This is a genomic window from Clostridioides sp. ZZV14-6387 (genome assembly GCF_020657835.1).
Lineage (GTDB): Bacteria > Bacillota > Clostridia > Peptostreptococcales > Peptostreptococcaceae > Clostridioides > Clostridioides difficile_A.
On sequence record NZ_JAGWCW010000011.1, the window covers coordinates 80787 to 105906 of the forward strand.

Here is a 25120-nt window from a genome sequence, read left to right on the forward strand (position 1 = left end):
TATAAATTACGTTACCCTCATCTTTTATAGAGGAGGAATTTATATGAATTTTTTATCAGATTTACACACCCACTCTATAGTCAGTGGTCATGGCTATAGCACTTTGTTAGAAAATATTAATTATTGTAAAGAAAATGGAATTAAGATACTAGGTACATCTGAACATGGTCCTAAGATGCCTGGTTCTCCCCACAAATGGTACTTTCACAACATTCAAAATATTCCAAGAATCATAAATGACATTATAATCCTAAGAGGATGTGAAGCAAATATACTAGACACTGAAGGAAGCATAGACCTAGAACCCTTTGTCATTCCTCGATTAGATTATATTATCTTGTCATTTCATGAAGCCGTTTTTTCACCAAATACATTGGAGAATAATACTAAAGCCTTAATAAATGTAATAGATAAGCATGATAATATTGAAATATTAGGTCACCTTGGAAACCCAAACTACCCAATCGACTATGAATTAATCATTAAATTAGCCATGGAAAAGAATATATTAATAGAAATAAATAATTGTTCTATCAAAGGCGTGTCAAGAAGTGGTAGCTTGGATAATTGTAAGTATATTGCTACACTTTGCAAAAAATATGGTACTAAAATCATACTAACTTCAGATGCTCACATTTGTTTTGATATAGGTAACTATGAGTATTCTGAGAATATCTTAAAAGAAATTAATTTTCCAGATGAATTAATAATGAATTATCCTAAAAAACTTGTTAATCATTTTCACCAAAAAGGTAAATTGCTAGATGTTGATTATACAAATATTTAAGTAATAATACATGCTTGCTTTAACTCTTATAAAAATCTTAATACTATTTATATTAATGAAATGATGAAATTATAATGAAGATGATATTTGATAAACTCCTTGTATCTTACACATTTATGATTTTATACATCCTAAGTTCATTAGGTATAATAATTCTAAAGAAGAGTGATATTGTTATTACAACATCCAATAGAAATATAATTATTTACCAAATAAAATTTTAGTTTCTATAAAAATAAGAATAAAATAGTATAAATAAAATGATAGATATATAAGTAATTTAGAAGATATAAAATGTAAATAGTAAAATAGGTACTTCTCCACTTAAGAAAAAATACCTTGGAATATTATCCTATTGAAAATGCCAATCTCATATTAACTACAAATAGACTATAATTTATGTATTTGTCTACTTTTTATGTGCTTACAAAAAGGTACTATACTATCAATGTTTTAGTATAGTACCTTAATTGAATATTTATAGTGTAAATTAAATTTTTTCATCTATATCACAAGTAATTATTTACTATTACAAATCTATTGTATAGACTTTACTCTAAATTAATTTGGAGTCTGGAAATATTTTTAAAAGCATTATAGAATAAATTTCCCACTGAAAAATAATTATGGTGGCAAATCGGTGGCAGAACCACCTCTATAACATCATTCAAACAGCTATAACCCTGTTATTCTCTAATAAGTTTAACTACAGTCTCGCAATGAGGTGTATTCGGGAACATATCCATACACTTAACCATCTTAATCTCATAACCATAACCCTTAAAATCAACCAAATCAACAACCAAAGACTTAGGATTACAAGAAATATAAACAATCTCCTTAGCACCAAATCCACAAATATCCCTAATAGCATCCTTATGAATACCTGGCCTTGGAGGGTCAACAATAATCAAATCAGGTTTGTCCTTCAAATCCTTAACAACCTTAGCCACATCTCCAGCAATAAACTCACAATTAGTAAGCCCATTCAACTTCGCATTCTCATTAGCAGCAACAACAGCTTCCTCGACTATCTCAATACCATACACCTTCTTAGCTGCACCAGCCATAACCTGTCCAATAGACCCAGTCCCACTATACAAGTCAAACACAACCTTATCATTGTAATCTCCAATAAAATCCCTAGCAATACTATAAAGAACCTCTGCTCCCTTAGTATTAGTTTGGAAAAATGAAAATGGCGAAATCTTAAACTTAAGACCCAAAATTTCTTCTTGTATATAATCTCTTCCATACAACACTCTTAACTCATCACATTGGACTGCATCTGCTAAACCATCATTAATAGTATGAAGTATCCCTACTAACTCAGCTTTGAAATCAATTCCTAAAAGCATCTCTTTAAATTCGTTCATGTCAAAATCTTCTTGAGAAGAAGTTACTATATTAACCATAATCTCATTAGTATGAATCCCTTTTCTAACTACAAGATGTCTCAGATATCCTTTATGATTCATTGTTCTATAATAAGGAAGCTCTTTTTCATTAAAAAACTCTACACTAGAAACTAATATTTTTGAGAAGTCTTCATCAACTAACATACACTCCTCAACAGTTTGTATATCTATATGCTTTCCTTTTTTATGAAGCCCTAATGTCAAAGGTCCATTTTTTACTTCATCTCCAAAAGTATACTCCATCTTATTTCTATAATATTTGTTTTCTGGACTTCCTTCTATCCCTAAAAATTGAAATCCAAATAAGTCTTGCTTTAAGAATAAATCCATAACTTGTTTTTCTTTTATTTCCAATTGCTTTTCATATGGTACTGATAGTAATGTACATCCTCCACACTCTCTAAAGTGCTTGCAAGCTTCTTCAGTTTCAAGTGGTGAGTACTCTAATAATTCTATCATCTTAACTTCGGCTTTCTTACTTCTAACTTTTTTAACACCAGCTCTTACCTTTTGACCACTTATTCCACCCTTCATGTGAATAACTCTGTCTCCAATTTGACCTAACGATGTACCACCAAATTCCATTTTATCTATTTCAAATTCTACAATATCCTTTTTCTTCACAAACCTTCCTCCAATTTATTATATTATCTTTCTTCAATCATCTTTACTTCTTCATCTGTTAACTCTCTATACTCACCTAATTCTAGGCTCTCATCCAATTTCAAATTACCCATAGACAATCTTTTTAAGTATACTACTTTTTTGCCTACACTTTCAAACATTCTTTTTACTTGGTGAAACTTACCTTCATGTATTGTAAGTTCTATCTCTGATTCATCATCACTCTTTAATATATTTAACTGAGATGGCATAGTTTTATATCCATCATCAAGCACTACACCTTCTAAAAAAGCTTCTACATCTTCTTCAGCAACTACTCCATCAATTTTTGCATAATAAGTCTTAGGCACATGCTTCTTAGGAGATAAAACTCTATGAGAAAGCTTCCCATCATTAGTTAAAACTAATAATCCCTCTGTGTCTTTATCTAGCCTACCAACAGGGAATGGCTCAAAGGCTAAGTATGATAAATCAATTAAATCTAAAACCGTTGGGTCATATTTATCAGTAGTTGCTGATATATATCCATCTGGTTTATTCATCATTAAATATATATATTCTCTATATATAACTTCTTCTCCATTAAACAATATCTCATCATTTTCAGTGTCTACTTGAGTTCCTGGATTTGAAACTTCACTTCCATTTACTACTACAGACCCCTGCTTACAATACTTCTTTATTTCACTTCTACTTCCATAACCTAAATTTGAAAGAATTTTATCTATACGTTGCTTTTTAGCCATTAAAAATGTTCTCCATTCTCATAATATTTTTCTTTTTCAAATACTGTAAATGCTAAATCCATACTTTCTACATCTAAATTATTTCTTATACTATCAGTTATTATTCTTGCTACTATATCTTGTACTTCTTGCCCTCTATCAAACCAAGCTACTTCAACAAAAGGATATACATCTGCTATTTTACCATCTCTTATTGCAACTGACTTTATACATTCTATTTCAAAATAATCTCTTGGGCATTTTACAGCTTCAACTAAATCATCTATCATCTTTTCACTTATTTTGCATATATCATTTTCATTAATTCCTCTAATTTTTATCTGTGGCATTGTTAGGCCTCCTTTATCTTAATTCTTCTTAAAACGTTCATATTTTTTATTATTTTATCTAATCCTATTATCTTATATTTAACATTATACTTGTAATTTATAGTTATTACAATTTACTATATACTTTTTTTGATTTAACGTTATAATATAAGTGATGGGTAAATTTTAAAAGTTAATAGGAGGAGTTTTAAAATGGCATTAATTACTACAAAAGAAATGTTTAAAAAAGCTTATGAAGGTGGATTTGCTATAGGTGCATTTAACATAAGTGACTTAGAACAATTACAAGGTGTTTTAAAAGCTGCTAAAGCTAAAAATTCTTATGTTATGATACAAGCTTCTATGTCAGCTGTTAAATATGCTGGACCTCATACATTAGTTGAAATGGTTAAAGTTGCTTCTGATGAAATAGGTGTAGACGTAGCTCTTCACTTAGACCATGGCCCAAATATGGATGCTATTAAAACTTGTATTGATGCTGGTTTCTCTTCAGTTATGATAGATGGTTCTCATTTTGACTTTGAAGAAAATGTTAGAATAACTAAAGAAGCTGTTGAATATGCACACTCTAAAGGTGTTGTTGTTGAAGCAGAACTTGGTGTTTTAGCTGGAACAGAAGATGATGTTACTTCTGATGTTCACAAATATACTCAACCAGCTGAAGCTGTTGAGTTTGTTGAAAGAACAGGAGTTGATTCATTAGCAATAGCTATAGGAACTTCTCATGGAGCTTTCAAATTCAAAGGAGAAGCTAAATTAAGATTCGACATACTAGAAGAAATCCAAAGCAAATTACCAGGTTTCCCAATAGTTCTTCATGGTGCATCTGCTGTTGACCAAAATGCAGTTGCTACATGTAATGAATTTGGTGGAAATATAGCTGGAGCTAAAGGTGTACCTGTAGAAATGTTAAGAAAAGCATCTTCTATGGCTGTTTGTAAAATAAACATGGATACTGACTTAAGACTAGCTATGACTGCTGCTATCAGAAAATTCTTAGCTGAAAATCCAAAAGAATTTGACCCAAGAAAATACATTGGTGCTGGTAGAGATGCTATACAAGCTGTAGTTGAAAGCAAAATAGATGATGTTTTAGGTTCTGCTAACTCTATAAACTAATATAACTTTTAAATATTTATAAAAGAAAAGAGATGACTTGGAATAATTAATTTTATTTCTAAGCCATCTCTTTTAAGTTGTACATACATTTCCCAAAAAGGTTGTCCAAAATCAACATAACTTAATCTATTCTTTTTTTAAGTTATTCCAAACAGTTTATGCTTTCTATGTAATCGACCATCATTAGCTCTTAAAAAGTAAGACTCCATCAATTCTAATTACTTTTCTAAGCTAATTGACTATACATGAATGTGTCCACTTTTTATCTTTCTATGAATAGTAGAAGGATATATACCTATAACTTCGGCAGCCTTTGTTATTGAACCATACTTATTTATAGCCTTACTTATCATTATTTGGTCTACTATTTTATATGCATCATTAAGATTCATAATTCCATTTACCACTATTGGTGATAAATCATCTGTTTCATTATCAATCATATCTAGATTTATAAGCATATTAAATTCATCTTCTCCAATTACATTTTTAGCTGATAAAACTACGAATCTTTCAATGATATTTTTCAATTCTCTTATGTTACCTGGCCAAGAATATTCTTCCAATAACTCAATAACCTTAGGTGAAACTTCTACTTCTCTATTATACTTTTCATTGTAAAGCTTTAAGAAATAATTTACTAATGGTACTATATCTTCTTTTCGCTCTCTAAGTGGTGGTATTTTTACTGGAATAACACTCAATCTATAGTATAAATCTTGTCTAAATTTAAGATTATTTCTAAGGTCTTCATGAGAAATATTAGTAGCACTTATATATCTAACATCTATCTTTATAGGTTTGCTACCACCTATTCTAGTAATCGTATTTTCTTGTATAACTCTAAGTAATTTTTTTTGCATCTGCATTGGTAACTCACCTATCTCATCCAAAAATATAGTTCCACCATTTGCCTCTTCAAAAAGTCCCTTTTTACCTTTTTTCTTAGCTCCAGTAAAAGAACCTTCTTCATATCCAAAAAACTCTGATTCTAATAGTTCATTTGGTATAGCTCCACAGTTTATTGCGATAAAAGGTTTTTCCCTTCTTGAACTGTACTTATAGATAGTTCTTGCTATTATTTCTTTTCCTACACCTGATTCTCCATTTATAAATATAGAAGAATCCGAAGCTGCAGCTCTCTTGACAACTTTTTTTATGTTATCCATAATCTTACTTTGACTTATATACTCTGTATCCTCTGACATATCACTATATCTTATCTGAGATTCAAGCTTAATGACCCTTGAAATATCTCTTCCTGTAAGTACTCCTCCTGTAAGTTTTCCTTTAGAGTCCCATCTTGGAACTGCTGTATAGGCAATAAGTTTTCCATCAGGGTAAACGATATTTCTATAAATCTTTTTCTTCACTTTAAGCATATTTAATATTATTGGTTCTTCTACTAATCCTTGTCTTACAAGGTCCGTTATATTTCTACCAAGTACTTCAGTTCTTTTAAAAGGTAATATCTCATCACTAACATTATTCATCTTTTCAATTACCCCATCTTTGTTAAATACAACGACAACTTCATCTATATGTTCTATTATATCCTCAACTACTTTATCCGATATTACAGATTTCTCAAATAAATAAACTATAGTATTTTCATTATTATTATCTTTCATATTGTATATATGTGCATTCATTCTTAATTCTCTGAAAGCTATTTTCTTTTTACTATCTGTCAGAATTTCTTTTTTGTCAAAGTTAGAATCTAATTCATTTATATTTTTAGGCTTTTTTATATCTAGAAAACTAAAAATACTATCTATTAGATGATTACAATATATTATTTCGCCTGATTCCTTACATAAAATAGCTGGATTTTCTACATGTTCTATAAGCCCTATTAAATTATTATCCATTAATATTCGCACCTTTCATTAAGTAATTTATTGAACTACATACAAAATTTATTGTTTGCTTACAATAAATACCATTAGCACATACAACCAACTCCTCGTAATATTTGTCTTTTTAAATAGCTTCCTTCATTAAAATGTAACTAAGATATAATTTTAATGATTATAGTTTGTTAAAAATTTCATTTTGCTTTTAATTGTATTTTATCACACATTTAGTAATTATTTGTCTATTTAGTACAATTTAATTAAATTTAAGATTTATTCAAAAAAATAAAGATAATCCTTATAGGGTATGACTCACATTTTGTAAGCAATACACATATAAGGATTATCTAGATTATCTTGTATTGTAAAATTTTATTCAAACAGACTTTTTAATAACTGACAAATACAAACTAGCAACAACTTATCAAAGGGTTAATAATCATGTTACTAACTAATAAGACTTATTCAATCAGTAATATTTATATAATTTGTATCAATTAAGCTTTTATAGCTTCTAATAAATCATCAACGCTATCTAATTTATCTATAAGCATTGGTACTATTTCATGTAAATCTCCAACTACTCCATAATCAGCGATTTCTAAAATTGGAGCTGCTGGGTTTTTGTTTATAGCAATTATGAAATCTGATGATTGCATACCTGCTAAATGTTGTATTGCTCCTGATATACCACAAGCTATGTATAGGTTTGGCTTAACAGTAGTTCCTGTTTGACCTACTTGGTGAGAATGGTCTATCCATCCAGCATCTACAGCTGCACGAGAAGAACCAACTACTCCACCTAATTTGTCAGCTAATTTCTTAAGCATTTCAAATCCTTCTGGTCCACCTAATCCTAAACCACCTGATACTATAACATTTGCATCTGTAAGAGATACTAAATCTTTTTTAGTTTTAACTGTTTCTAAAACAGTAGTTCTTATATCATCTTGAGTTATTTTATAGTCTAATGCTATAACTTCACCAGTTCTTGTTTCGTCTTGCTCAGCTTTATCCATAACACCAGGTCTAACTGTAGACATTTGAGGTCTATGGTTTGGACATATGATTGTAGCCATTATGTTTCCACCAAATGCTGGACGAGTTTGTTTTATTTTCTTATCTTCTGGGTCTATTTCTAACTTAGTACAGTCAGCTGTTAATCCAGTTCCAACTCTTGAAGCTATTCTAGGTGCTAAATCTCTACCTATATGAGTTGCTCCGAAAAGCATTATTTCTGGTTTTATTTCATCTATTGCATCTTTTATTACTTTTGTATATGCATCAGTTGTATATTTTTCTAAAAGAGCATCATCTGCAACATAAACTTTATCTGCTCCAAAAGTGATTAACTCTTTAGCTAATCCATCAACATCTTTTCCTAATAATACTGCACAAAGCTCAGCATCTACTTCTGTAGCTAATTTTCTTCCTTCTCCTAATAATTCGATAACTACTGGAGCTATTTTTCCTTCTCTTTGTTCTGCAAATATCCATACGTTTTTATAAGAACTTAAATCTTTTATATCATTCATAGTTTGTACTCCTCCAACTTATATAATGTGCTTTTGTTTTAGACCGATTATTATTTTGTTAGCTATTTCATCAGCTTTACCTTCTAAGATTTCTCCTTTTCCTCTTGGCTCAGGAGTAAATGATCTAAATACTTTAGTTGGTGATGCTTTTAAACCAACCTCTTCTTTATTTACATCTAAATCATCAATTGTCCAAACTTTTACATCATGTTTATATGCTTTTACTATTTTATCAACAGACATGTATCTAGGTGCATTTAACTCTTTTACTGCTGTTAAAAGTACAGGTGTACTTACTTTTATTAATTCATATCCATCTTCTAATTGTCTTTGAACTATTATATCTTTTCCTTCTATTTTGAAGTCTTGTACATATGTAACTTGAGGAATGTCTAATTTCTCTGCAATTTGTGGTCCAACTTGTGCAGTATCTCCATCTATTGCTTGTCTTCCTGCAAATATTATGTCATAATCTCCAACTTTAGCTATACCTGCTGCAATAGTATTTGATGTAGCCCAAGTATCAGCTCCTCCAAATGCTCTATCACTTAATAATATTGCATCATCAGCACCCATAGCTAAACACTCTCTTAGCATAAAGTCTGCTTGAGGAGGTCCCATTGTTATAACTGTTATAGTTACATCATCATGCTCATCTTTAATTTTTAAAGCTTCCTCTAATGCATTAGCATCATCTGGGTTTAATATACTTGGAACTCCATCTCTTATAAGAGTACCTGTTTCTTTATTTATTCTTACTTCGTTAGTATCTGGAACTTGTTTTACGCAAACTAATATTTTCAAAGTCTATACCTCCAATTTCATTAGATTATTTATTATTTTAATACGTTTGATGAAATTACCATTTTTTGAACTTCTGATGTTCCTTCGTATATTGATACGATTCTAGCGTCTCTGTACATTCTTTCGATTTCATAATCTTTTATGAATCCATATCCACCATGAAGTTGTAATGCTTTGTAAGCAACTTCATTTGCAACTTCTGCTGCATAGTATTTAGCCATTGCAGATTCTTGAGCAACTCTCATTCCTGCATCTCTCTTTTGTGCTGCATCGTAAACTAATCCTCTAGCTGCACAAACTTTTGTTTCCATATCAGCTATAGTAAATTGAGTATTTTGGAATTTAGCTATAGGCTTACCAAATTGAACTCTTTGTTTTGTATATTTAACAGCTTCATCTAAAGCACCTTGAGCAATTCCTAGAGCTAGAGCAGCAACACCTATTCTACCTACTTCTAAAGTACCCATTGCTATTTTAAATCCATTACCTTCTTTTCCTATAAGGTTTTCTTTTGGAACTTTAACATTTTCAAATATTAAGTCAGAAGTTTCAGTTCCTCTTATACCCATTTTATCTTCATGAGCTCCTGTTGAGAAACCATCCCATTTACTTTCTACTATAAATGCTGATGTACCTCTAAGTCCTTTACTTCTATCTGTAACTGCTATTACTATAGCTATGTCGCAGAATGGTCCATTAGTTATGAAAGTTTTTCTACCATTTAAGATGTAGTGGTCTCCAACTAATTCTGCTGTTGTTTGTTGTCCACCTGCATCAGAACCAGCTCCTGGCTCAGTTAAACCAAATGCTCCTATTAATTCACCTGTTGCTAAACCTTTTAAGTATTTTTGTTTTTGCTCTTCAGTACCATTGTAAAGTATTGGTAATGTAGCAAGAGAAGAACCAGCTGTAACAAAAGTAGCTGTTGATGCACATCTTCTAGCTATTTCTTCCATTATGATAGCATAAGAAACATATCCTGCTCCCCCACCACCATACTCTTCTGGAATATTACTGCTTATAAATTTTGTTTCAGCTAACTTTTTGATTAATTCCTTAGGCATTACACCTGTTTTATCCATTTCTGCTGGTAAAGTATCTAATTCTTTACTAACAAAATCTCTTACTGCTTTTCTTAAAAGTTCTTGTTCTTTGTTATATAACATAGCTTCCTCCAATTTTCACATTTTATAGTAAATTTATTTTAATGAACTTACGCTAAACTCATCATCTCAGCAAAAGTTTGAATACGAGTTCTGGCTTGTTCATTATTCTGAGTTTGTTGGTCAATTTCAACATATAAAGTAGGTATTCCACTATCTTCTATATCTTTTTTAACTAAAGGATAATCGTATTCTTCTGGGTCACAGAACTTCATCATACAGAAGATAACACCATCTATATCTTTCTTTTTAACTTCATCTACTATAAGTGACCCACGTTTTTTCTTAGGGTCATAAGCTAATGAACATCCTTCTATGTTTGACCATTGTCTTGCTAATCTCTCTAACGCATCATCACCTGCTGGTACATCTGTTCTGAATTGTCTTGTTTCTTGAGCTAAATCATCTGCTACAACTGATATATTGTTGTCTTCTAAAATATCTAATATATCTTTAGAATCAGCTACTATACCTGTTAATAAAACTTTCTTTCCAGAACAGACTTCTTCTGGCATAGCATTTAATTTTGCTATTAATTCTTTTACTAATTCAGTGTGTTCTTCTTTTCTCATAAAGAATCCACTTTTGATTACTAAGCTTCTTACTGATGGTTTTATAGTATTAGAATGTTTATAAGCTACTTCAACAAAGTCTCTCATAGTTTTTCTATGTTCATTGTAAACTTCTATACTTTCATGAATTTTTGCTTCTTCTATTTCATAACCACATATTTCTTCAAGCTCTCTTTTTACACCTTTGTACTCACTGATTAGGTATTTTACACCAGCTTCAAGTTTTCTATTTTGTGGATGTACTAATGATATATATTTTATATGAGGTACTGCTGATTTCCAGTTTTGTCCTAGACAAATTAATGTATCACACATACCTGGTATAATAACTCCAGATAATTCATCATAAGCACCTTTTAATCCATATTCTAAACATGATTGCATTATTGAACATGCAAATGCAGGGAAATATTGTTTAGCTAAATCTAATTCTGTTTGTCCTCCCCATATACCAACTGGAAGCATTCCAGCTGCATGTATAATCTCTTCTGGGCAGTAAACTGGGAAACAACCTATAGCTTTTTTACCAGTTTCATCTTTATATTTTTTTACAGCCGCATTTGGATTTTCAACTACTTCTTTCATTTTAGATAAAATAGCTTCCATTATATCTCACCTCTATTAAGTTTTTTTCTTTCTTCCATTACTTCAACTAAACCTTGAATTCTTGTTTCAAATTGAGCATTAGTAAAAGCTCTAGGGTCTGCTTGGTCACCATCAAATCCAGCATATGGTAATCCAGTTTCTTCAGCTGCTCTTCTTTGCATTTCATATTGTATTAAACTCATAAGCTTACAGCTTCTGTTCATATGATAGAATGCTCCATCACATTTACCGTCTATTAAAGAATCAACTCTATATTTTGTCATACGGTCTAAGTTTACATTGTTAAACATAGTACTGTATGCTACTGCCATTCCATCTAAATCATTAACTTCATATTGTAATGCCCAAGCATGTGGGTAAACACTACCTGTCATGTTAACTCCAAATTTAGCTAATGTTTTCATTTTGTATCCTATATATGGCCAACAAGGTATACCTTCCATCATTATTCTGTATTTTTCTTCTCCTCTGAAAGAAGATTTACCAGTTTTCATGTTGTCCTCTAATTCTTCTATAAGTAACTTAAATGCTTCTGTAGTTTCTTTTTTACCTCTAGCACAAACTATTACAGCCATGTAAGTAAATAAGTCAAATCCATTCATTGGTGAAGGAGAAGAATCTGCTGGTAAACTCATAGAGTATTTCCATAGTCTTCCATTCTCAGCTGATATTTTCATTACTTCTTCAAACTTCTTAGGGTCAAATTTCTTTCCTGATATAATTTCTAATTGCTTTATAGCTTCTTCAAATTGAGCTTTAATATAATCAATTCTTGATTGAGTAACTTCATCTTCATTATTGAAAGTTGTATCAATCATTATTAGAGGTATATCTAATTCTCTTGAAATATTTTCATACCATTTTATAACTTGGTTACATATATTGTTACAGCAAAGTAGGAAATCTGGAGCTGGCATATCTAAAGCTTCACAGCCACCATTTTCTAAAAGACCAAAATTTGTTCTTGCATATGCACATAGGTCGATAGAATATCCTTTAGATTCAGCCATTTCACATAATTCTAAAGAACCTTTTTTAGCCGCTACCCCAGCTGCTTGGTTTTCTGGATATAATACATTTAAGTCAAATACTTCTGCTAATTCTTGAGGAAATACTGATGTTGACCAACCTACAGGTCTTCCTTCTTCTTTAGCTTTAAATGCATTTGCATATTGTTCAGCTAATAAATCATTTATTACTACTCTAGCTTCTTTTTTTTCAGACATTTTCATCCCTCTTTTTATATATTTTTCACTTCTTTTTGTGATGTTTTCGCCTCATCAAAAGCGTATAATGCTGCTCCTAAAGCGCCCGTTAATTGAGGTATATCAGGTACAATAATTTCTGTGTTGATTTCTCTTGCCATAGCTCTTACGATACCACTATTTCTAGCAACTCCACCAACCATAACTACATTTCTTTGTACTCCTATTCTTTTTACTAGGCTAGAAACTCTCTTTGCTACTGAAGTATGAATACCTGCCACTATATCTTCAATTTTTGCATTTTCAGATAAATGTGATATAACCTCAGACTCTGCAAATACTGTACATGTACTGCTTATTGACACTTCATTTTGAGAATTCATAGATATACTTCCGAGTTCAGATACATCAACCTCTATTATCTTTGCCATTACATCTAAAAATCTTCCTGTACCAGCAGCACACTTGTCATTCATAAGAAAGTTTAGTAGTCTTCCATTATTATCTAACTTTAATACCTTTGCATCTTGACCACCTATGTCAATAATGGTTCTTGTCTCTGGAATTATGAAGTTTACTCCCCTGGCATGACAGCTTAATTCACTTATCTGCTTATCAGCATCTGAATAATTCATTCTTCCATATCCTGTAACTACAACTTTTTCAATGTCTTCTCTTGCAAGACCAGTCTTGCCATATAATTTTTCTAAAACTCTTGATGGTCCAGTAGTCCCAGTACCAGAAGATATTGTCTCATAAGCTACAATATCTTCTCCATCTTTTAAAATTACTCCCTTTGATGCAGTTGAACCTATATCTAATCCCATTGTGTACATCTTTAGCATTCTCCTTTTATAAAATCTAGAATTACTAATTAGTATCTTACAACTTTACTATCTTTGAAGTTATTTATTTTTTCTTCATCATAACCTAAAGATTTTAATACTTCTACAGTATGTTGACCTACTTTTGGTGCTGGTGTATAATCTTTTATTCCTTCATTTCTAAACATAACTGGAGTATTAACTAAGACACCTGTATTTCCGCTATCATATGTTTTCTTAAATAAGAAGTCGTTTGCCCAAGCTTGTTCGTCATCTAATAAGTCTTCACAGCTTTGGATTTTTTCAAATGGTAAGTCTGCTTCTTCTAATAGAGCTGACCACTCATCTAATGTTTTTTCTAACATAGCTTCTCCAACTATCTTAACTAAACCTTCAACATGATTAACCATTGAATCTATGTTATTGTATCTATCATCTTCTAATATATATTCTCTATTTATAACCTTACAGAATTTGCCTAACCACTTGTTATATTGTATTAAAGCTAATTGAATCCATCTTCCATCTTTACATTTATATGTAGTCATTAATGGGCTGTTTGGATTTTCTCTTGATAAAGGCATTTCATTTCCGTATTGTGCTGTTGTTATCATTGTTCCCATTCCATATATAGCTGTATGGAAAAGACTTACTGTTACTCTTTCACCTTTGCCAGTTTGACTTTTTTTATGTAATGCTGCTAAACTTCCTGCTGCTAATGCTAGACCTGCATAGTGGTCACCAAATCCTGCTGCTGTATTTGCTGGAGATGTTCCTTTTTCCATAACAGATTGGCTAACTCCTCCTCTTGCGAAGTATGCAGTGTAGTCAAATCCTGGTTTATCTTTTAAAGGTCCTTTTTCACCATATCCTAATATTTGAGAGAATATTAATCCTGGATATTTATCTTTTATTTGGTCATAAGCTATACCCATTTTTTCTAATGCTTGAACTCTAACATTAGTTACAAATATGTCTGCTTCTGATAATAATTTATGTAATATTTCTACTCCTTCTTTTGATTTTATATTAATACTTACACCCTTTTTATTTCCATTTTCTAATTCAAACATAGGGTTTTCATCATCTGATGCTGGAGATTTAAATGTTCCACCCATAACTCTTATTCCATCACCTTCTATAGGTTCAATCTTAATAACCTCTGCACCCCAGTCACCTAACATTTTTGCACAACATGGTGCTGCGATGAAACTTGAAAGTTCTACTACTTTAACTCCTTCTAAAAGCATAACGTTTTCCTCCTTAATAGTATCAATTATAAAATTTCGATTAAATCACTCATGAAATACCTTTTTCTGATATTAACTATTTGATGTCAAAGTTCCTAATCTTATCTAAAATAACTTAAAAATTATTAAAATTATTTTTTATTGTTTTATTGTCTTACACCTATATTGTTAAGCATTTATCGTGCCAACTTTATATTTAAGCAAAATATCGCTTGATTTGAATGTTTTTTAACAATATACAATTGAATTATTATTTTCATATCGTGGCATTATGCAACTCTCCATTGCATTTTGCCATCCTTTCTATGCATATAAAAGTTTTTTTTATATATTTTTTTGTGAAAAAGCTTGACATTTCAAAAAAAGTTTTCATTGCTAAACTCAAAAACACATGTTATCATTGTAATTAATCAGCAAGTTAGTTAACTAATTTCAAACTTAGATAAATTTTTAATAATATTTAATCTAAAAAATAACAATTTCTTTGATAAATTTTTAAAGCAATTATTACATTAAATAAAAAATAACTAAATATCGAAATATGACAGGGAAAACAATTTCAAAACTAAATTTTTAACCTTAAAAATTTTGTATAAAAAACATAGCCTTATATGTTACATATTATTTCTAAATGAAAGATTACCATATAATTTAATAATTACAGGAGGGTATTGATATGAAAATACTAGTATTTGGAGCACGCGATTATGAAGAACCAGTAATAAAACAATGGTCTGAAGAGCATAAGGATGTTCAAGTGGATATTTATCCTGAAAACATGACTGAAGAAAATGTGGTTAAAGCTAAAGGGTATGATGGTATATCTATACAACAAACTAACTATATAGATAACCCTTATATTTATGAGACTTTAAAAGATGCTGGGGTTAAAGTTATAGCTTCAAGAACTGCAGGAATGGATATGATACATTTTGGTCTAGTTAATGAAAATGGACTTATTGTTACTAATGTTCCTTCTTATTCACCTAATGCAATAGCTGAATTAGCTGTTACTCAAGCTATGAACCTTTTAAGAAAAACTCCTTTAGTAAAGAAAAAAGTCTGTGAAGGTGACTATCGTTGGATAGCTGAACTTCTTGGGACAGAAGTTAGATCTATTACAGTAGGTGTTATAGGTACTGGAAAAATAGGTGCTACTTCTGCAAAACTATTCAAAGGCTTAGGGGCTAACGTAATTGCATTTGACCAATATCCAAATAATGATTTAAATGATATATTAACTTATAAAGATACTTTAGAGGACCTTTTAAAAGAAGCTGACCTTATAACATTACATACTCCTTTACTTGAAGGAACAAAACATATGATAAACAAAGATACTCTAGCTATAATGAAGGATGGAGCTTATATAGTAAATACTGGTCGTGGTGGTTTAATTAAGACAGGGGACTTAATAGAAGCACTAGAATCAGGAAAAATAAGAGCTGCTGCCCTTGATACATTTGAAACTGAAGGATTATTCTTAAATAAAAAGATGAATCCAGGCGAATTAACTGACCCAGAAATAAACAAACTTCTTTCTATGGAACAAGTTATATTCACTCATCACCTTGGTTTCTTCACTAGTACAGCGATAGAAAATATAGTTTATTCTAGTTTAAGTAGTGCTGTAGAAGTTATAGAAACAGGAACTGCTACTAATAGAGTAAATTAGTATTTTATAAATATATTTTTTTATTAATTAGCTATTATCTAACAAAATAGCCTTTAATTTCCCAAATATAAGAGAGTCTATTGGGTAGACTCTCTTATATTATTTTTTTATCTATAATTTATCCACTTCTAATACATCACATATTATATTCTACTTTGCCTACTACTCTATTCCACGTTTCTATTTATATACATTTGAATGGGTACAATCTATATTTTACAAAAAAAACACTAAACAAACTATGAAAATTGTATGATTAATATTAATATATGTATAAGAAAACATTACAATTATCTTAGTTTTGGATTTCTAGGGAGGGAGTATATTGGAAAAAATGAATAAAGTTACTTCTAAAAAAACGACCTATATTGTTACTTCTGCGTTATTTGCATCCATAATATGTTTGACAATAGCGTATATACTACATATCCCAGTGGGTGGAAATAATGGATATGTTCATATAGGAGATGCTTTTATTTATCTTGCTGCAACCATCTTACCAACAAACTACGCTATAGCAGCCTCTGCAATAGGTGCTGGTCTAGCTGATTTATCTACAGGTGCTGCTATTTGGGTAATACCAACTATAATCATAAAGCCAATACTTGTATTATTTTTCACTTCTAAAAGTGACAAGATAATAAATAAAAGAAATATAATTGCTTCGATTATAGCGGGTATAGTAGGGTTAGTCTTATACATGTTTGCTGAAGGAATAATCATTGGAAGCTTTACAAGTGCATTTATAATGAGCTTACTCGGTTTATTACAGCCAATAGGAAGTTTTATTGTCTTTATAATTTTAGGTATAGCACTTGATAAACTTGACTTTAAAAGACGTTATTTTAATTAAGAATTTAAATTTATGGAGGGGAAATTATGAATATCTTATATACAATTGAAAATAGTATCTATGTAAATATAACTAATACATGTCCATGTAGTTGTGTTTTTTGCATAAGAAATGAAAAAGATGAAGTAGCAAATAGTGGTAGTCTATGGTTGGAACATGAACCAAGTATAGACGAAGTAAAAGAAGCCTTCAACAAATACAATTTAGACGACTACGATGAAATTGTTTTTTGTGGATATGGTGAACCATTAATGAGAATAAATGAATTAGTAGAAGTTGCTAAGTTTATAAAAGAAAAAAGTAACATAAAGACAAGAATAAATACAAATGGTTTAAGTGATTTAATACACAATAAAAAAACAGCTATCCTATTAAAAGATGTTATAGATGCAGTATCAATAAGCCTTAATGCTCCAAATAAAGAAGCATATAATAGAGTTACACAACCAAAGTTTGGAGAAAAATCATTTGATTATATGTTAGATTTCGCAAGAGATTGCAAAAAACACATAAAAGAGGTGACTTTCTCAGTAGTAGATGAAATATCTCCAGAAGAAATAGAAGAATCTAAGCAATTAGCAAAAGAACTTGATATACCACTAAGAGTTAGACATAAGAACTAATAATTTGTGAGATTCATATTATATCAAATATAAAAATCAATATAACCAAAATAGGGAATATAAACGAATTTATCTAAATAAATATGTTTATATTCCCTATTTATTATTTATTAATTATGTATTAGCTATTTATTAAACTGACTTTAATTATCTATACTTCTTTTTAATTAATGGAACGATTAAAGTAACAATAGCCATCCACCAATTAGTATTAAAATTGAACCTGGTATTTTTTCTTTTATATTTTCTTTGAATATAAAATGAGCAAGTATCAAAGTTATTATCATAGATACCTGAGAAAACGGTTCAGCTATACTAAGCTCTAGATTATTTAAAGCGATTAATAATGCTAAATAAGAATATCCATTAATAGCACCACTTACAATTGAAAGACCCTTTTTATTACTAAAAATCTCATAAATTACTTTTTGCTTCTTTTTAAATGCTAAGAATACAAATAGATTTAATCCTACAAAGAAATAAAGTATAGTCGAATATAGTATAGGAGATACTTGTACAAAAAAAGCCTTATCCAGCACTCTCCCTACTGATTGTAAAAATATGTACAAAAACATTAGTCTACATGGCAAGTTGTTAAAAATTACGGATACATTTTTTAGAAAAGAACTTACTTTTTTTAATATGAACACTCCACCAATCATAACTATGATTCCTGCAACTTTGGCTAAACTTAAACCTTCACCTAAAAATATAACTGATAAAAGTAATAGAAACAAAGAATTTAAACTGTTTATTGGAGTCACAAGTGAAACTTCACCAGTTGCTAAAGATGTCACATATGCTACTGAGCCAATTGAGTAAACTAAGCTACTTATATAACATGGTATTAAAAATGACCAATCACTAACTTTATACGTTAAACTAAATGGAAGTAAACATACTCCTCCAATAAAGAAAAATAAAAATGATGAAGCTATATTTTTATAAATATCACCTTCTTCATCGCCTAATAACCTTACAACTACTCTCTCAAAAGCTAATAGCACTACTCTAATTAATAATGCAAAATAAGATAATATCATTTTTGACCTCACTTAAAAATTAATCTGACTTATTATTTATATTGATTATATAGCTACCATATAGGCAAATCTTTTGGATTTTTTAATATTTTATGTTTAAATACAGGGACATTAAGTTTTTCACCTAATTTACGACATTGCTCTTTATAAGTACCTTTTAATTTATCATGAAAAACTATACCATCAATTCCACCTTCAATACTATTTACACACTTCTCTAATTTTTCAAATCCAAATTCATCATCATACATCCCACTTACAATCCACTGATTTGGCAGTACATGTCCAATTGATATGTTATATTCTTTATTTTTTATAATATCTGCAAAAGATTTTTCAAAATGAACCCCTCCAACACATAATAAAGTTTTTAAAGGTTCATCATTATCAAATACTCTAACCAGTGCTTTTGCTAATACTTGTATTGCCATCTTATTATTAAAACTATCACTACTACTTCCTATCTCTATGTCTAACATAGGTACAGAATATTCTGTAATTAGTTTAGATTCTTCGCCATATGTTGTGCCAGACCAATGGGTTGCTTCTGTTAATGTAGTAAATTCATCAAGTGAAGTTTCATTTTTTATATCTTCAATTGCATTAATTATGTTTTTAAAGTATTTTGGGTTAGAATTTCCAAACTCTCCTGTTGGTACATCTCCAATTGTATGAGCTGTTAAAATCTGCTCTGGAGCATTTTCCCCCTCATGCCAATTTACAACACCTGCAAAATTATAATCTTTGAAATATTTATTTAAAATTGGCAAGTAATATTTGTAATTATGACTTATTACATCTTTTGTCTTTACAAACTGAAATAAATTATTGTCTTTATCTGTAAATTCTAATACAAAACTTTCATCAATGACAATATCACTTTGCTTTAAATCCATCATTTCCTCACAACATTTAATCACACTATTTGCTACTGGGTCTTTCTTTAAATCATTACAAAAGAAAAAGACAGCTTTCTTGTTAATCATCATAAATCACACTCCTATTATTTAATCTCATACCTAAAAGCATCTAAATATAACTATATACTTCACCAAATTATTTATACATAATATACTACCATGCTCATTTTAGCTATACCCTTACCTGAGTTTCTATATATATGTGATACATCTGCTTTAAATCTTATAGAATTTCCACTACACACAACATAATCATCTCCATTTATTTTGATGGTTACCTCACCACTAAAAACAGTTATAAACTCTTGTGTCCCTGGAAGTTCAGCATTTGAATCTAAATTTCCACCCTCTTCTATTTCAATCATAAATATTTCGAATCTTCTTTTAGAATCAAATGGAAATATCGGATAACTTATATATTTTCCATCATCCTCAATAAAATGGTCTACATCACTTTTTTGAACCAATTCTATATCACTTTCCTGTCTCTCCATCAATGATGTAAATGAAATTTTTAGTCCATTAGTTATTTTCTTTAAAGTAGATATAGTAGGATTTACCTCACATTTCTCAATTTGGGACAACATACTCTTACTTACTCCACTAAGTTGAGCAATCTTATCTAAACTAAGGTGTTTTTCTTTCCTTATTTTTTTCAAATTTTCTGAAATTATTTCATTTAAATTTTGCATAAATTCTCCTCCTGCTATACTAAGCTAAAAATAAATCATTTAGTTGTTTAATACATTTAGTAACTCAACTCTATTTTTCCATTATACTGTACATTATGTTTAATATACATTACTTTTTTAATAATGTAAATAGTTTTCTGAAACTTTGTGAAAATGTACAAATAAAAAAACTAGTAATCAATGTTTTTACAAGGCTACTAGTTTTTAACACCATACGATTCCATTTTAACTATAAAACTTAGATGCACCTATAAGCTGTCTTTTAGAAACAATCTTAGCTAGGTTTGCTAATGAAGAAATTTTTATATCTTTAAAAGAAACTAAAAATACAAACTTAAAATCGGTAAATTCTTGATTTATATTGTATATATCAAAATAACATCTCAAATTATCAAATAAGTAATTTTCTTGTAAATCTGCTTCTATCTCATCAGTAGCATCTTTTAAATAAGCTCTTACATCTTCAAATAAAACATTGAAATAAGACTCATCTATTTCTTCACCCAATTCTTCTAATATTTCTTCTATATCTAAATCATCCATATCAAAAGAATTTCCTGTCAGTTGACAATCAAACACTAATATGTTTTCTTGATTTATAGTATTTGATATATCTTGTACATATTCAAAGTCTGGACGTAATTCTAAAATATCTTTTACTTCACTGCTCTTTACATGAATCTTTCCTTTTCTATTTTCAAGTTTTAAATCTATCATATGCTCCCCCTTTCGATTTACAAATCTTTTAAACACTTTGTTTTATAATTTTTTCAATATCTATCCAATTATTAACTCTAACTATATTTTGATGTGTAATATCTTTATTATAGTTAGTATCTAGAAGTATTACTTTAACTCCAGCATCAGCTAATTGTACTGAGTTTAAAGGATTATCTTCTATAAATATATCACAACTCAGCTCTCTTGCCTTTTCAACTTTATAATCACTTCCTAATAAGTAAACATCTATATCTGAAAATCCTTGTCTCGATAGCCAGTTTTTAGTTACATCAGTTAAACACTCATGTCTAGCTGTTACAAAAGATAACTTATGTCCTTTAGATAATGTGCCAATTACCTCAGTAGCACCCTCCACAATCTTTGCTTCATCATATGAATGTATATACTTATTATTAAATTCTGCATATACATCTCTTATCCCTGAACCATATAATTCTTCCCAATTATGTGTTATACACTCTGCTTCAGTTATGTTTTTATTAAAAATATCATTTAGGTATGGAAGAAAATGATAAGGGCTTGTTATTGTTCCATCTATATCAATACATATATTTAATTTGTTCATTTTTACCTCCATGTAACGTTTATTGATTTGATTAATCACATATTATAGCACAGCTTTAATTATAAATCAAAACTCTGGATATGACTATACCTATATAATACCAAAAAGCTTGCATATTTAAGCAAGCTTTTTGTAAATTTTACATTTTTAACTAATATATAAGTTTTTCTAAAGTTGGTTCAACTCCAAATTGAGCTTTAAGCTCTCTATATTCTTTTAATGCTTTTTCATTATTTGTTTTAGTTTTTATTGCTCTTATCATTAAATTTTTTGGTGTATCGAGTGGAGATATGTATTCTACTACAGAAGTATCATATCCATTGCCTTCTAATAACAAAGTTCTTAGACCATCAGTTATTAAATCTGCAAATCTAGCTTTAAATACTCCATGTTTTAATATTGGTTCCATAGATTCATATTTATATTGCCCTAATAATTCCTTATGGCAACATGGTACTACTACTATAGCTTCGGATTTTGCCCTAATTCCTAGACCTATTGCCATATCTGTTGCTGTATCACAAGCATGTAGACTTATCACAAGGTCAACATCTCTATTTGGTGTATAATTAGTCAAGTCCTCTTTTATAAACGACATATTTTTATATCCTAAGTTTTTAGCCATATTTCTTGATGCTTCTATAACTACATCTGAATAGTCTATTCCTATAAAATAACAGTTTTTCTTTAGCACTTCTTTTATATAAAAGTTTAAAACAAAACTTAGATAAGATTTACCACAAGCACAATCCAAAATTGTTATACAGTCTTTATCCTTTATTTCCTTTAGAATACTATCTATTAATTCCACAAAATGGTCTATCTGATTGTACTTTCTTATTTTATCATTTTTTATCTTACCATCTTTTGTAAGTACCCCAATTTCTTTTAAAAGTGCATTTGCCTGTCCTACTTTTACATAATAATCTCTGTTTTTTATTTGAGATGCTGTAAATTCATCTATTTTAGGTACTTCTTCTATGTTGTCTAGATACTTTACATTTACCTTCTTATTATCGCCTTCGATTACAACGATAGTTCCTCTCTCAATATATTTAAATACTAAACCATCATAGTTCTCTGCTTCTTTAGAAATATTCTTAAGCAATTCATTAAATGTATATAAATCTGATTTTCCTTTAAAATTAAATTTATACTTATTATCTTCCTCTGTTGCCACTCCTTTAAATTCTTTTCTTCCAGATTTAAAAATCACTTCTAACTCAATAAAAAAATCCTTATTATCAAGGTTTCTTTGAGTAATCCCCATAAAAAACATATTTAGTTTTCCAATACTCTGCTTATTCATCTTAATCTCCCTTTTAACTTATATGCTTAATTCTTATTAATCAATACTATTTGTTTCTGCTTCATTTATTTCTTCTTTTAAATCATTCAATCTATTTTTAAAACTTTCTATCTGCTTATCTGACAAGTCAAGATACTCAGTTATCTTCCCTATATATTTAGGGCTTTTAGTATTTATTAACTTTAAAGCACTTTCCATAGATTTTTCTCTAAGTTCATATGCTTTCTTTACATCATCTCTAGCATTGCTCAATGTTTCTGTATACTCTTCCTTAGAAAGTTCTGGAATCTGCATATTTTTATACTCTTTTACAACTTCTTTACACTTATCTCTAGCATTTGTAACATCTTTTTTTATACTAGACAATTTAGTTATATTTTTTGCTATGTCCTTAGTGTAAGGAATACATTCTCTCATTGGAACCAAAGCTACTCTTTCTATATTATAGATTTCTTTCTTAAAAATTCCTATACTTTCTATATCTATTTTTTTTATATCTTCACTATTTTTTTCTTTGTTCGTTTTATTACTACTTTCTTTTGTTGTATTTTCTTGTTCTTCTGATTTATCATTTGCTGAAACATTATTCTCTGAATCACTATTTTCTTTTAAATTCGTATTCTCTTCATTACTTTCGTTATTTTGTTCATTTTCATCTTGTTTACTATTTAATTCTTTATTATTTGATGCTTCTTCATTATTTACCTTATTCTGTTTTAAATCAGTACTTTCTTTTTCATTAAAATTTGATACATACTTTTCATCATACGTCTCATCGGAAATATAATTGTGATAATACATAGATTCTTTTATCTTATTAAGTCCACTCATATAAATATTACTTATCATTATTGTTGTAGCTAATACCACATAAATACTACTGTAGATACAAGACCTCTTAAAATTCTTGTAATTTCTGAATATCACTACTAAAGGAATAAGATATAAAAATATAAAAACTAATATCCACCTCATAAGTCGTGTCTCCTTTCTCAAAACCGAAATCCCTCAAATATTTATTTTTAATCATGTATCTTATAGTATTTACCAATTTATGTTTTTTAATCGTTAACTTTTATTAATTTAAATTCTGTATAGTCACAGGATGCTAATATATATTCTACTCCATTTCTAATTCCCTTTAATCCCATTTTAAAAGATTCTTTTCCATGTAAATGGCCATAAATCACTTTCTCTACATTATATTCTTCAAATAGCTTTGTAAATAAAGATTCTTCTAATTTATCATTTGTAGGAGGATAATGAGTAATCACAATTATTTTTGAGTGACCTCTTTTGCGAGCAGACTCTAATGATAATCTCAGTCTATTTTCTTCCCTTTTATAAACTTTCTCATCAGTCTCATCAAATTTGACATCATTAGGGCATATCCAACCCCTACCACCACAAATTGCATAATCTTTATATTCATAGAAATTTGTCTGAATGAAACTCATGTTTTCGTATAATTTATTTAAACTTGTAACAGTTGTCCACCAATAATCATGGTTTCCCTTTATAAGTATTTTCTGTCCTGGAAGTTCGCTTATTATATCTAAGTCTTTTTTAGCTTCTGATAAATTAATTCCCCAAGATGTATCTCCTAATACTAAGACTAAATCGTCTTCCTTAACAACTTCTTTCCAGTTATCTATAATCTTCTTTTCATGACCATCCCAATTACTTCCAAAGATATTCATTGGCTTATTGACTGATGTTGAAAAATGTAAATCACCTATAGCATATAAACTCATAATATCATTCCTTTCTTGATTACACTAAATAGGCTGTCTCTTTTTAGAAATTATTTTCCATTAAGAGGCAGCCCCATTAATATTTAGCAAATTTTCTATAAGTAGCT

General features: G+C 29.5%; 24 protein-coding genes. 5 read left to right on the plus strand and 19 right to left on the minus strand.

The annotated features are described in order from the left end of the window. The first annotated feature begins 43 nt into the window (after window positions 1–43). A complete protein-coding gene (locus KGF38_RS09010; RefSeq protein WP_054268943.1) occupies window positions 44–787 on the plus strand; it encodes a phosphatase in 744 nt (247 codons plus the stop codon). 686 nt (window positions 788–1473) lie between these two features. Here the strand turns inward: KGF38_RS09010 and rlmD are convergent. Genes rlmD through KGF38_RS09025 form a run of 3 tightly spaced genes read right to left on the minus strand, consistent with a single transcriptional unit; the run spans window position 1474 to window position 3904 of the window. Continuing rightward, complete coding sequence (gene rlmD / locus KGF38_RS09015; protein ID WP_054268942.1) at window positions 1474–2829, minus strand: 23S rRNA (uracil(1939)-C(5))-methyltransferase RlmD; 1356 nt, start codon at window positions 2827–2829, stop codon at window positions 1474–1476. Between the two features lie 23 nt (window positions 2830–2852). Next, window positions 2853–3575 (minus strand): pseudouridine synthase, encoded by a 723-nt coding sequence (locus KGF38_RS09020; protein WP_054268941.1) that lies wholly within the window; start codon window positions 3573–3575, stop codon window positions 2853–2855. Next, window positions 3575–3904, minus strand: a complete 330-nt coding sequence (locus KGF38_RS09025) for a DUF1904 domain-containing protein (protein WP_003427754.1) — start codon at window positions 3902–3904, stop codon at window positions 3575–3577. Before KGF38_RS09025 ends, KGF38_RS09020 begins: the two co-directional genes overlap by 1 nt. 192 nt (window positions 3905–4096) lie before the next feature. On the opposite strand from KGF38_RS09025, the gene fba reads away from it, so the two are divergent. Next, window positions 4097–5023, plus strand: a complete 927-nt coding sequence (fba, locus tag KGF38_RS09030) for a class II fructose-1,6-bisphosphate aldolase (RefSeq protein WP_054268940.1) — start codon at window positions 4097–4099, stop codon at window positions 5021–5023. Between the two features lie 239 nt (window positions 5024–5262). Here fba and KGF38_RS09035 read toward each other — a convergent pair whose 3' ends face one another. The 8 genes from KGF38_RS09035 to hadA form a co-directional block, all read right to left on the minus strand. Then, a complete protein-coding gene (locus KGF38_RS09035; protein ID WP_054268939.1) occupies window positions 5263–6894 on the minus strand; it encodes a sigma-54 interaction domain-containing protein in 1632 nt (543 codons plus the stop codon). Between the two features lie 482 nt (window positions 6895–7376). After that, window positions 7377–8414, minus strand: coding sequence for an electron transfer flavoprotein subunit alpha/FixB family protein (locus tag KGF38_RS09040; protein WP_021382901.1), 1038 nt, complete (start codon window positions 8412–8414; stop codon window positions 7377–7379). 18 nt (window positions 8415–8432) lie between these two features. Then, window positions 8433–9218 (minus strand): electron transfer flavoprotein subunit beta, encoded by a 786-nt coding sequence (etfB, locus tag KGF38_RS09045; protein ID WP_054268938.1) that lies wholly within the window; start codon window positions 9216–9218, stop codon window positions 8433–8435. 32 nt (window positions 9219–9250) lie between these two features. Continuing rightward, window positions 9251–10384 carry a putative isocaproyl-CoA dehydrogenase AcdB gene (acdB, locus tag KGF38_RS09050; RefSeq protein ID WP_021382942.1) on the minus strand — a complete coding sequence of 378 codons (1134 nt, stop codon included), beginning with the start codon at window positions 10382–10384 and terminating at the stop codon, window positions 9251–9253. Between the two features lie 47 nt (window positions 10385–10431). Continuing rightward, the gene (hadC, locus tag KGF38_RS09055; protein WP_054268937.1) at window positions 10432–11559 is read right to left on the minus strand and encodes a (R)-2-hydroxyisocaproyl-CoA dehydratase subunit beta; all 1128 of its coding nucleotides are present in this window, start codon (window positions 11557–11559) and stop codon (window positions 10432–10434) included. After that, entirely contained in the window at window positions 11559–12785 is a 1227-nt protein-coding gene (hadB, locus tag KGF38_RS09060) for a (R)-2-hydroxyisocaproyl-CoA dehydratase subunit HadB (RefSeq protein ID WP_074179972.1), read from the minus strand. The genes hadC and hadB overlap by 1 nt, the downstream gene beginning before the upstream one ends. Before the next feature lie 14 nt (window positions 12786–12799). After that, the gene (gene hadI, locus KGF38_RS09065; protein ID WP_021382982.1) at window positions 12800–13600 is read right to left on the minus strand and encodes a 2-hydroxyisocaproyl-CoA dehydratase activator HadI; all 801 of its coding nucleotides are present in this window, start codon (window positions 13598–13600) and stop codon (window positions 12800–12802) included. A gap of 38 nt (window positions 13601–13638) precedes the next feature. Continuing rightward, window positions 13639–14838, minus strand: a complete 1200-nt coding sequence (gene hadA / locus KGF38_RS09070; RefSeq protein ID WP_074179971.1) for an isocaprenoyl-CoA:2-hydroxyisocaproate CoA-transferase HadA — start codon at window positions 14836–14838, stop codon at window positions 13639–13641. A gap of 676 nt (window positions 14839–15514) precedes the next feature. On the opposite strand from hadA, the gene KGF38_RS09075 reads away from it, so the two are divergent. The 3 genes from KGF38_RS09075 (at window position 15515) to KGF38_RS09085 (ending at window position 17989) form a co-directional block, all read left to right on the plus strand. After that, window positions 15515–16513: a D-2-hydroxyacid dehydrogenase gene (locus KGF38_RS09075; protein WP_054268934.1), complete on the plus strand. Its 999-nt coding sequence runs from the start codon at window positions 15515–15517 to the stop codon at window positions 16511–16513. 325 nt (window positions 16514–16838) lie between these two features. Continuing rightward, window positions 16839–17366, plus strand: coding sequence for a TIGR04002 family protein (locus KGF38_RS09080; RefSeq protein WP_054268933.1), 528 nt, complete (start codon window positions 16839–16841; stop codon window positions 17364–17366). Window positions 17367–17392: 26 nt separating this feature from the next. Next, a complete protein-coding gene (locus KGF38_RS09085; protein WP_054268932.1) occupies window positions 17393–17989 on the plus strand; it encodes a TIGR04100 family radical SAM protein in 597 nt (198 codons plus the stop codon). Between the two features lie 179 nt (window positions 17990–18168). Here the strand turns inward: KGF38_RS09085 and KGF38_RS09090 are convergent, their stop codons facing one another. The 8 genes from KGF38_RS09090 to KGF38_RS09125 form a co-directional block, all read right to left on the minus strand. After that, window positions 18169–19032, minus strand: a complete 864-nt coding sequence (locus KGF38_RS09090) for an EamA family transporter (RefSeq protein WP_054268931.1) — start codon at window positions 19030–19032, stop codon at window positions 18169–18171. Between the two features lie 53 nt (window positions 19033–19085). After that, complete coding sequence (locus tag KGF38_RS09095; RefSeq protein ID WP_227832310.1) at window positions 19086–20021, minus strand: D-aminoacyl-tRNA deacylase; 936 nt, start codon at window positions 20019–20021, stop codon at window positions 19086–19088. Window positions 20022–20092: 71 nt separating this feature from the next. Then, the gene (locus KGF38_RS09100) at window positions 20093–20644 is read right to left on the minus strand and encodes a helix-turn-helix domain-containing protein (protein WP_054268930.1); all 552 of its coding nucleotides are present in this window, start codon (window positions 20642–20644) and stop codon (window positions 20093–20095) included. A gap of 225 nt (window positions 20645–20869) precedes the next feature. After that, window positions 20870–21361, minus strand: coding sequence for a hypothetical protein (locus KGF38_RS09105; RefSeq protein ID WP_021382913.1), 492 nt, complete (start codon window positions 21359–21361; stop codon window positions 20870–20872). A gap of 28 nt (window positions 21362–21389) precedes the next feature. After that, on the minus strand, window positions 21390–21950 hold the full coding sequence (locus tag KGF38_RS09110; RefSeq protein WP_054275723.1) for a 5' nucleotidase, NT5C type: 561 nt from the start codon (window positions 21948–21950) through the stop codon (window positions 21390–21392). Window positions 21951–22101: 151 nt separating this feature from the next. After that, window positions 22102–23259, minus strand: coding sequence for a class I SAM-dependent methyltransferase (locus KGF38_RS09115; protein ID WP_074179970.1), 1158 nt, complete (start codon window positions 23257–23259; stop codon window positions 22102–22104). A 36-nt stretch (window positions 23260–23295) separates the two neighbouring features. Then, window positions 23296–24234, minus strand: a complete 939-nt coding sequence (locus KGF38_RS09120; RefSeq protein ID WP_176702549.1) for a hypothetical protein — start codon at window positions 24232–24234, stop codon at window positions 23296–23298. An 86-nt stretch (window positions 24235–24320) separates the two neighbouring features. After that, window positions 24321–25013: a metallophosphoesterase gene (locus KGF38_RS09125; RefSeq protein WP_054268926.1), complete on the minus strand. Its 693-nt coding sequence runs from the start codon at window positions 25011–25013 to the stop codon at window positions 24321–24323. Window positions 25014–25120: the final 107 nt, after the last annotated feature.

Excerpts from the sequence above, each read along its gene's own strand:
- KGF38_RS09010 (WP_054268943.1), top strand. The coding sequence starts at position 44 with ATGAATTTTTTATCAGATTTACACACCCACTCTATAGTCAGTGGTCAT.
- KGF38_RS09020 (WP_054268941.1), bottom strand. The coding sequence starts at position 3,575 with ATGGCTAAAAAGCAACGTATAGATAAAATTCTTTCAAATTTAGGTTAT.
- KGF38_RS09025 (WP_003427754.1), bottom strand. The coding sequence starts at position 3,904 with ATGCCACAGATAAAAATTAGAGGAATTAATGAAAATGATATATGCAAA.
- fba (WP_054268940.1), top strand. The coding sequence starts at position 4,097 with ATGGCATTAATTACTACAAAAGAAATGTTTAAAAAAGCTTATGAAGGT.
- KGF38_RS09035 (WP_054268939.1), bottom strand. The coding sequence starts at position 6,894 with ATGGATAATAATTTAATAGGGCTTATAGAACATGTAGAAAATCCAGCT.
- KGF38_RS09040 (WP_021382901.1), bottom strand. The coding sequence starts at position 8,414 with ATGAATGATATAAAAGATTTAAGTTCTTATAAAAACGTATGGATATTT.
- acdB (WP_021382942.1), bottom strand. The coding sequence starts at position 10,384 with ATGTTATATAACAAAGAACAAGAACTTTTAAGAAAAGCAGTAAGAGAT.
- hadC (WP_054268937.1), bottom strand. The coding sequence starts at position 11,559 with ATGGAAGCTATTTTATCTAAAATGAAAGAAGTAGTTGAAAATCCAAAT.
- hadB (WP_074179972.1), bottom strand. The coding sequence starts at position 12,785 with ATGTCTGAAAAAAAAGAAGCTAGAGTAGTAATAAATGATTTATTAGCT.
- hadI (WP_021382982.1), bottom strand. The coding sequence starts at position 13,600 with ATGTACACAATGGGATTAGATATAGGTTCAACTGCATCAAAGGGAGTA.
- hadA (WP_074179971.1), bottom strand. The coding sequence starts at position 14,838 with ATGCTTTTAGAAGGAGTTAAAGTAGTAGAACTTTCAAGTTTCATCGCA.
- KGF38_RS09075 (WP_054268934.1), top strand. The coding sequence starts at position 15,515 with ATGAAAATACTAGTATTTGGAGCACGCGATTATGAAGAACCAGTAATA.
- KGF38_RS09085 (WP_054268932.1), top strand. The coding sequence starts at position 17,393 with ATGAATATCTTATATACAATTGAAAATAGTATCTATGTAAATATAACT.
- KGF38_RS09090 (WP_054268931.1), bottom strand. The coding sequence starts at position 19,032 with ATGATATTATCTTATTTTGCATTATTAATTAGAGTAGTGCTATTAGCT.
- KGF38_RS09095 (WP_227832310.1), bottom strand. The coding sequence starts at position 20,021 with ATGATGATTAACAAGAAAGCTGTCTTTTTCTTTTGTAATGATTTAAAG.
- KGF38_RS09100 (WP_054268930.1), bottom strand. The coding sequence starts at position 20,644 with ATGCAAAATTTAAATGAAATAATTTCAGAAAATTTGAAAAAAATAAGG.
- KGF38_RS09105 (WP_021382913.1), bottom strand. The coding sequence starts at position 21,361 with ATGATAGATTTAAAACTTGAAAATAGAAAAGGAAAGATTCATGTAAAG.
- KGF38_RS09110 (WP_054275723.1), bottom strand. The coding sequence starts at position 21,950 with ATGAACAAATTAAATATATGTATTGATATAGATGGAACAATAACAAGC.
- KGF38_RS09115 (WP_074179970.1), bottom strand. The coding sequence starts at position 23,259 with ATGAATAAGCAGAGTATTGGAAAACTAAATATGTTTTTTATGGGGATT.
- KGF38_RS09120 (WP_176702549.1), bottom strand. The coding sequence starts at position 24,234 with ATGAGGTGGATATTAGTTTTTATATTTTTATATCTTATTCCTTTAGTA.
- KGF38_RS09125 (WP_054268926.1), bottom strand. The coding sequence starts at position 25,013 with ATGAGTTTATATGCTATAGGTGATTTACATTTTTCAACATCAGTCAAT.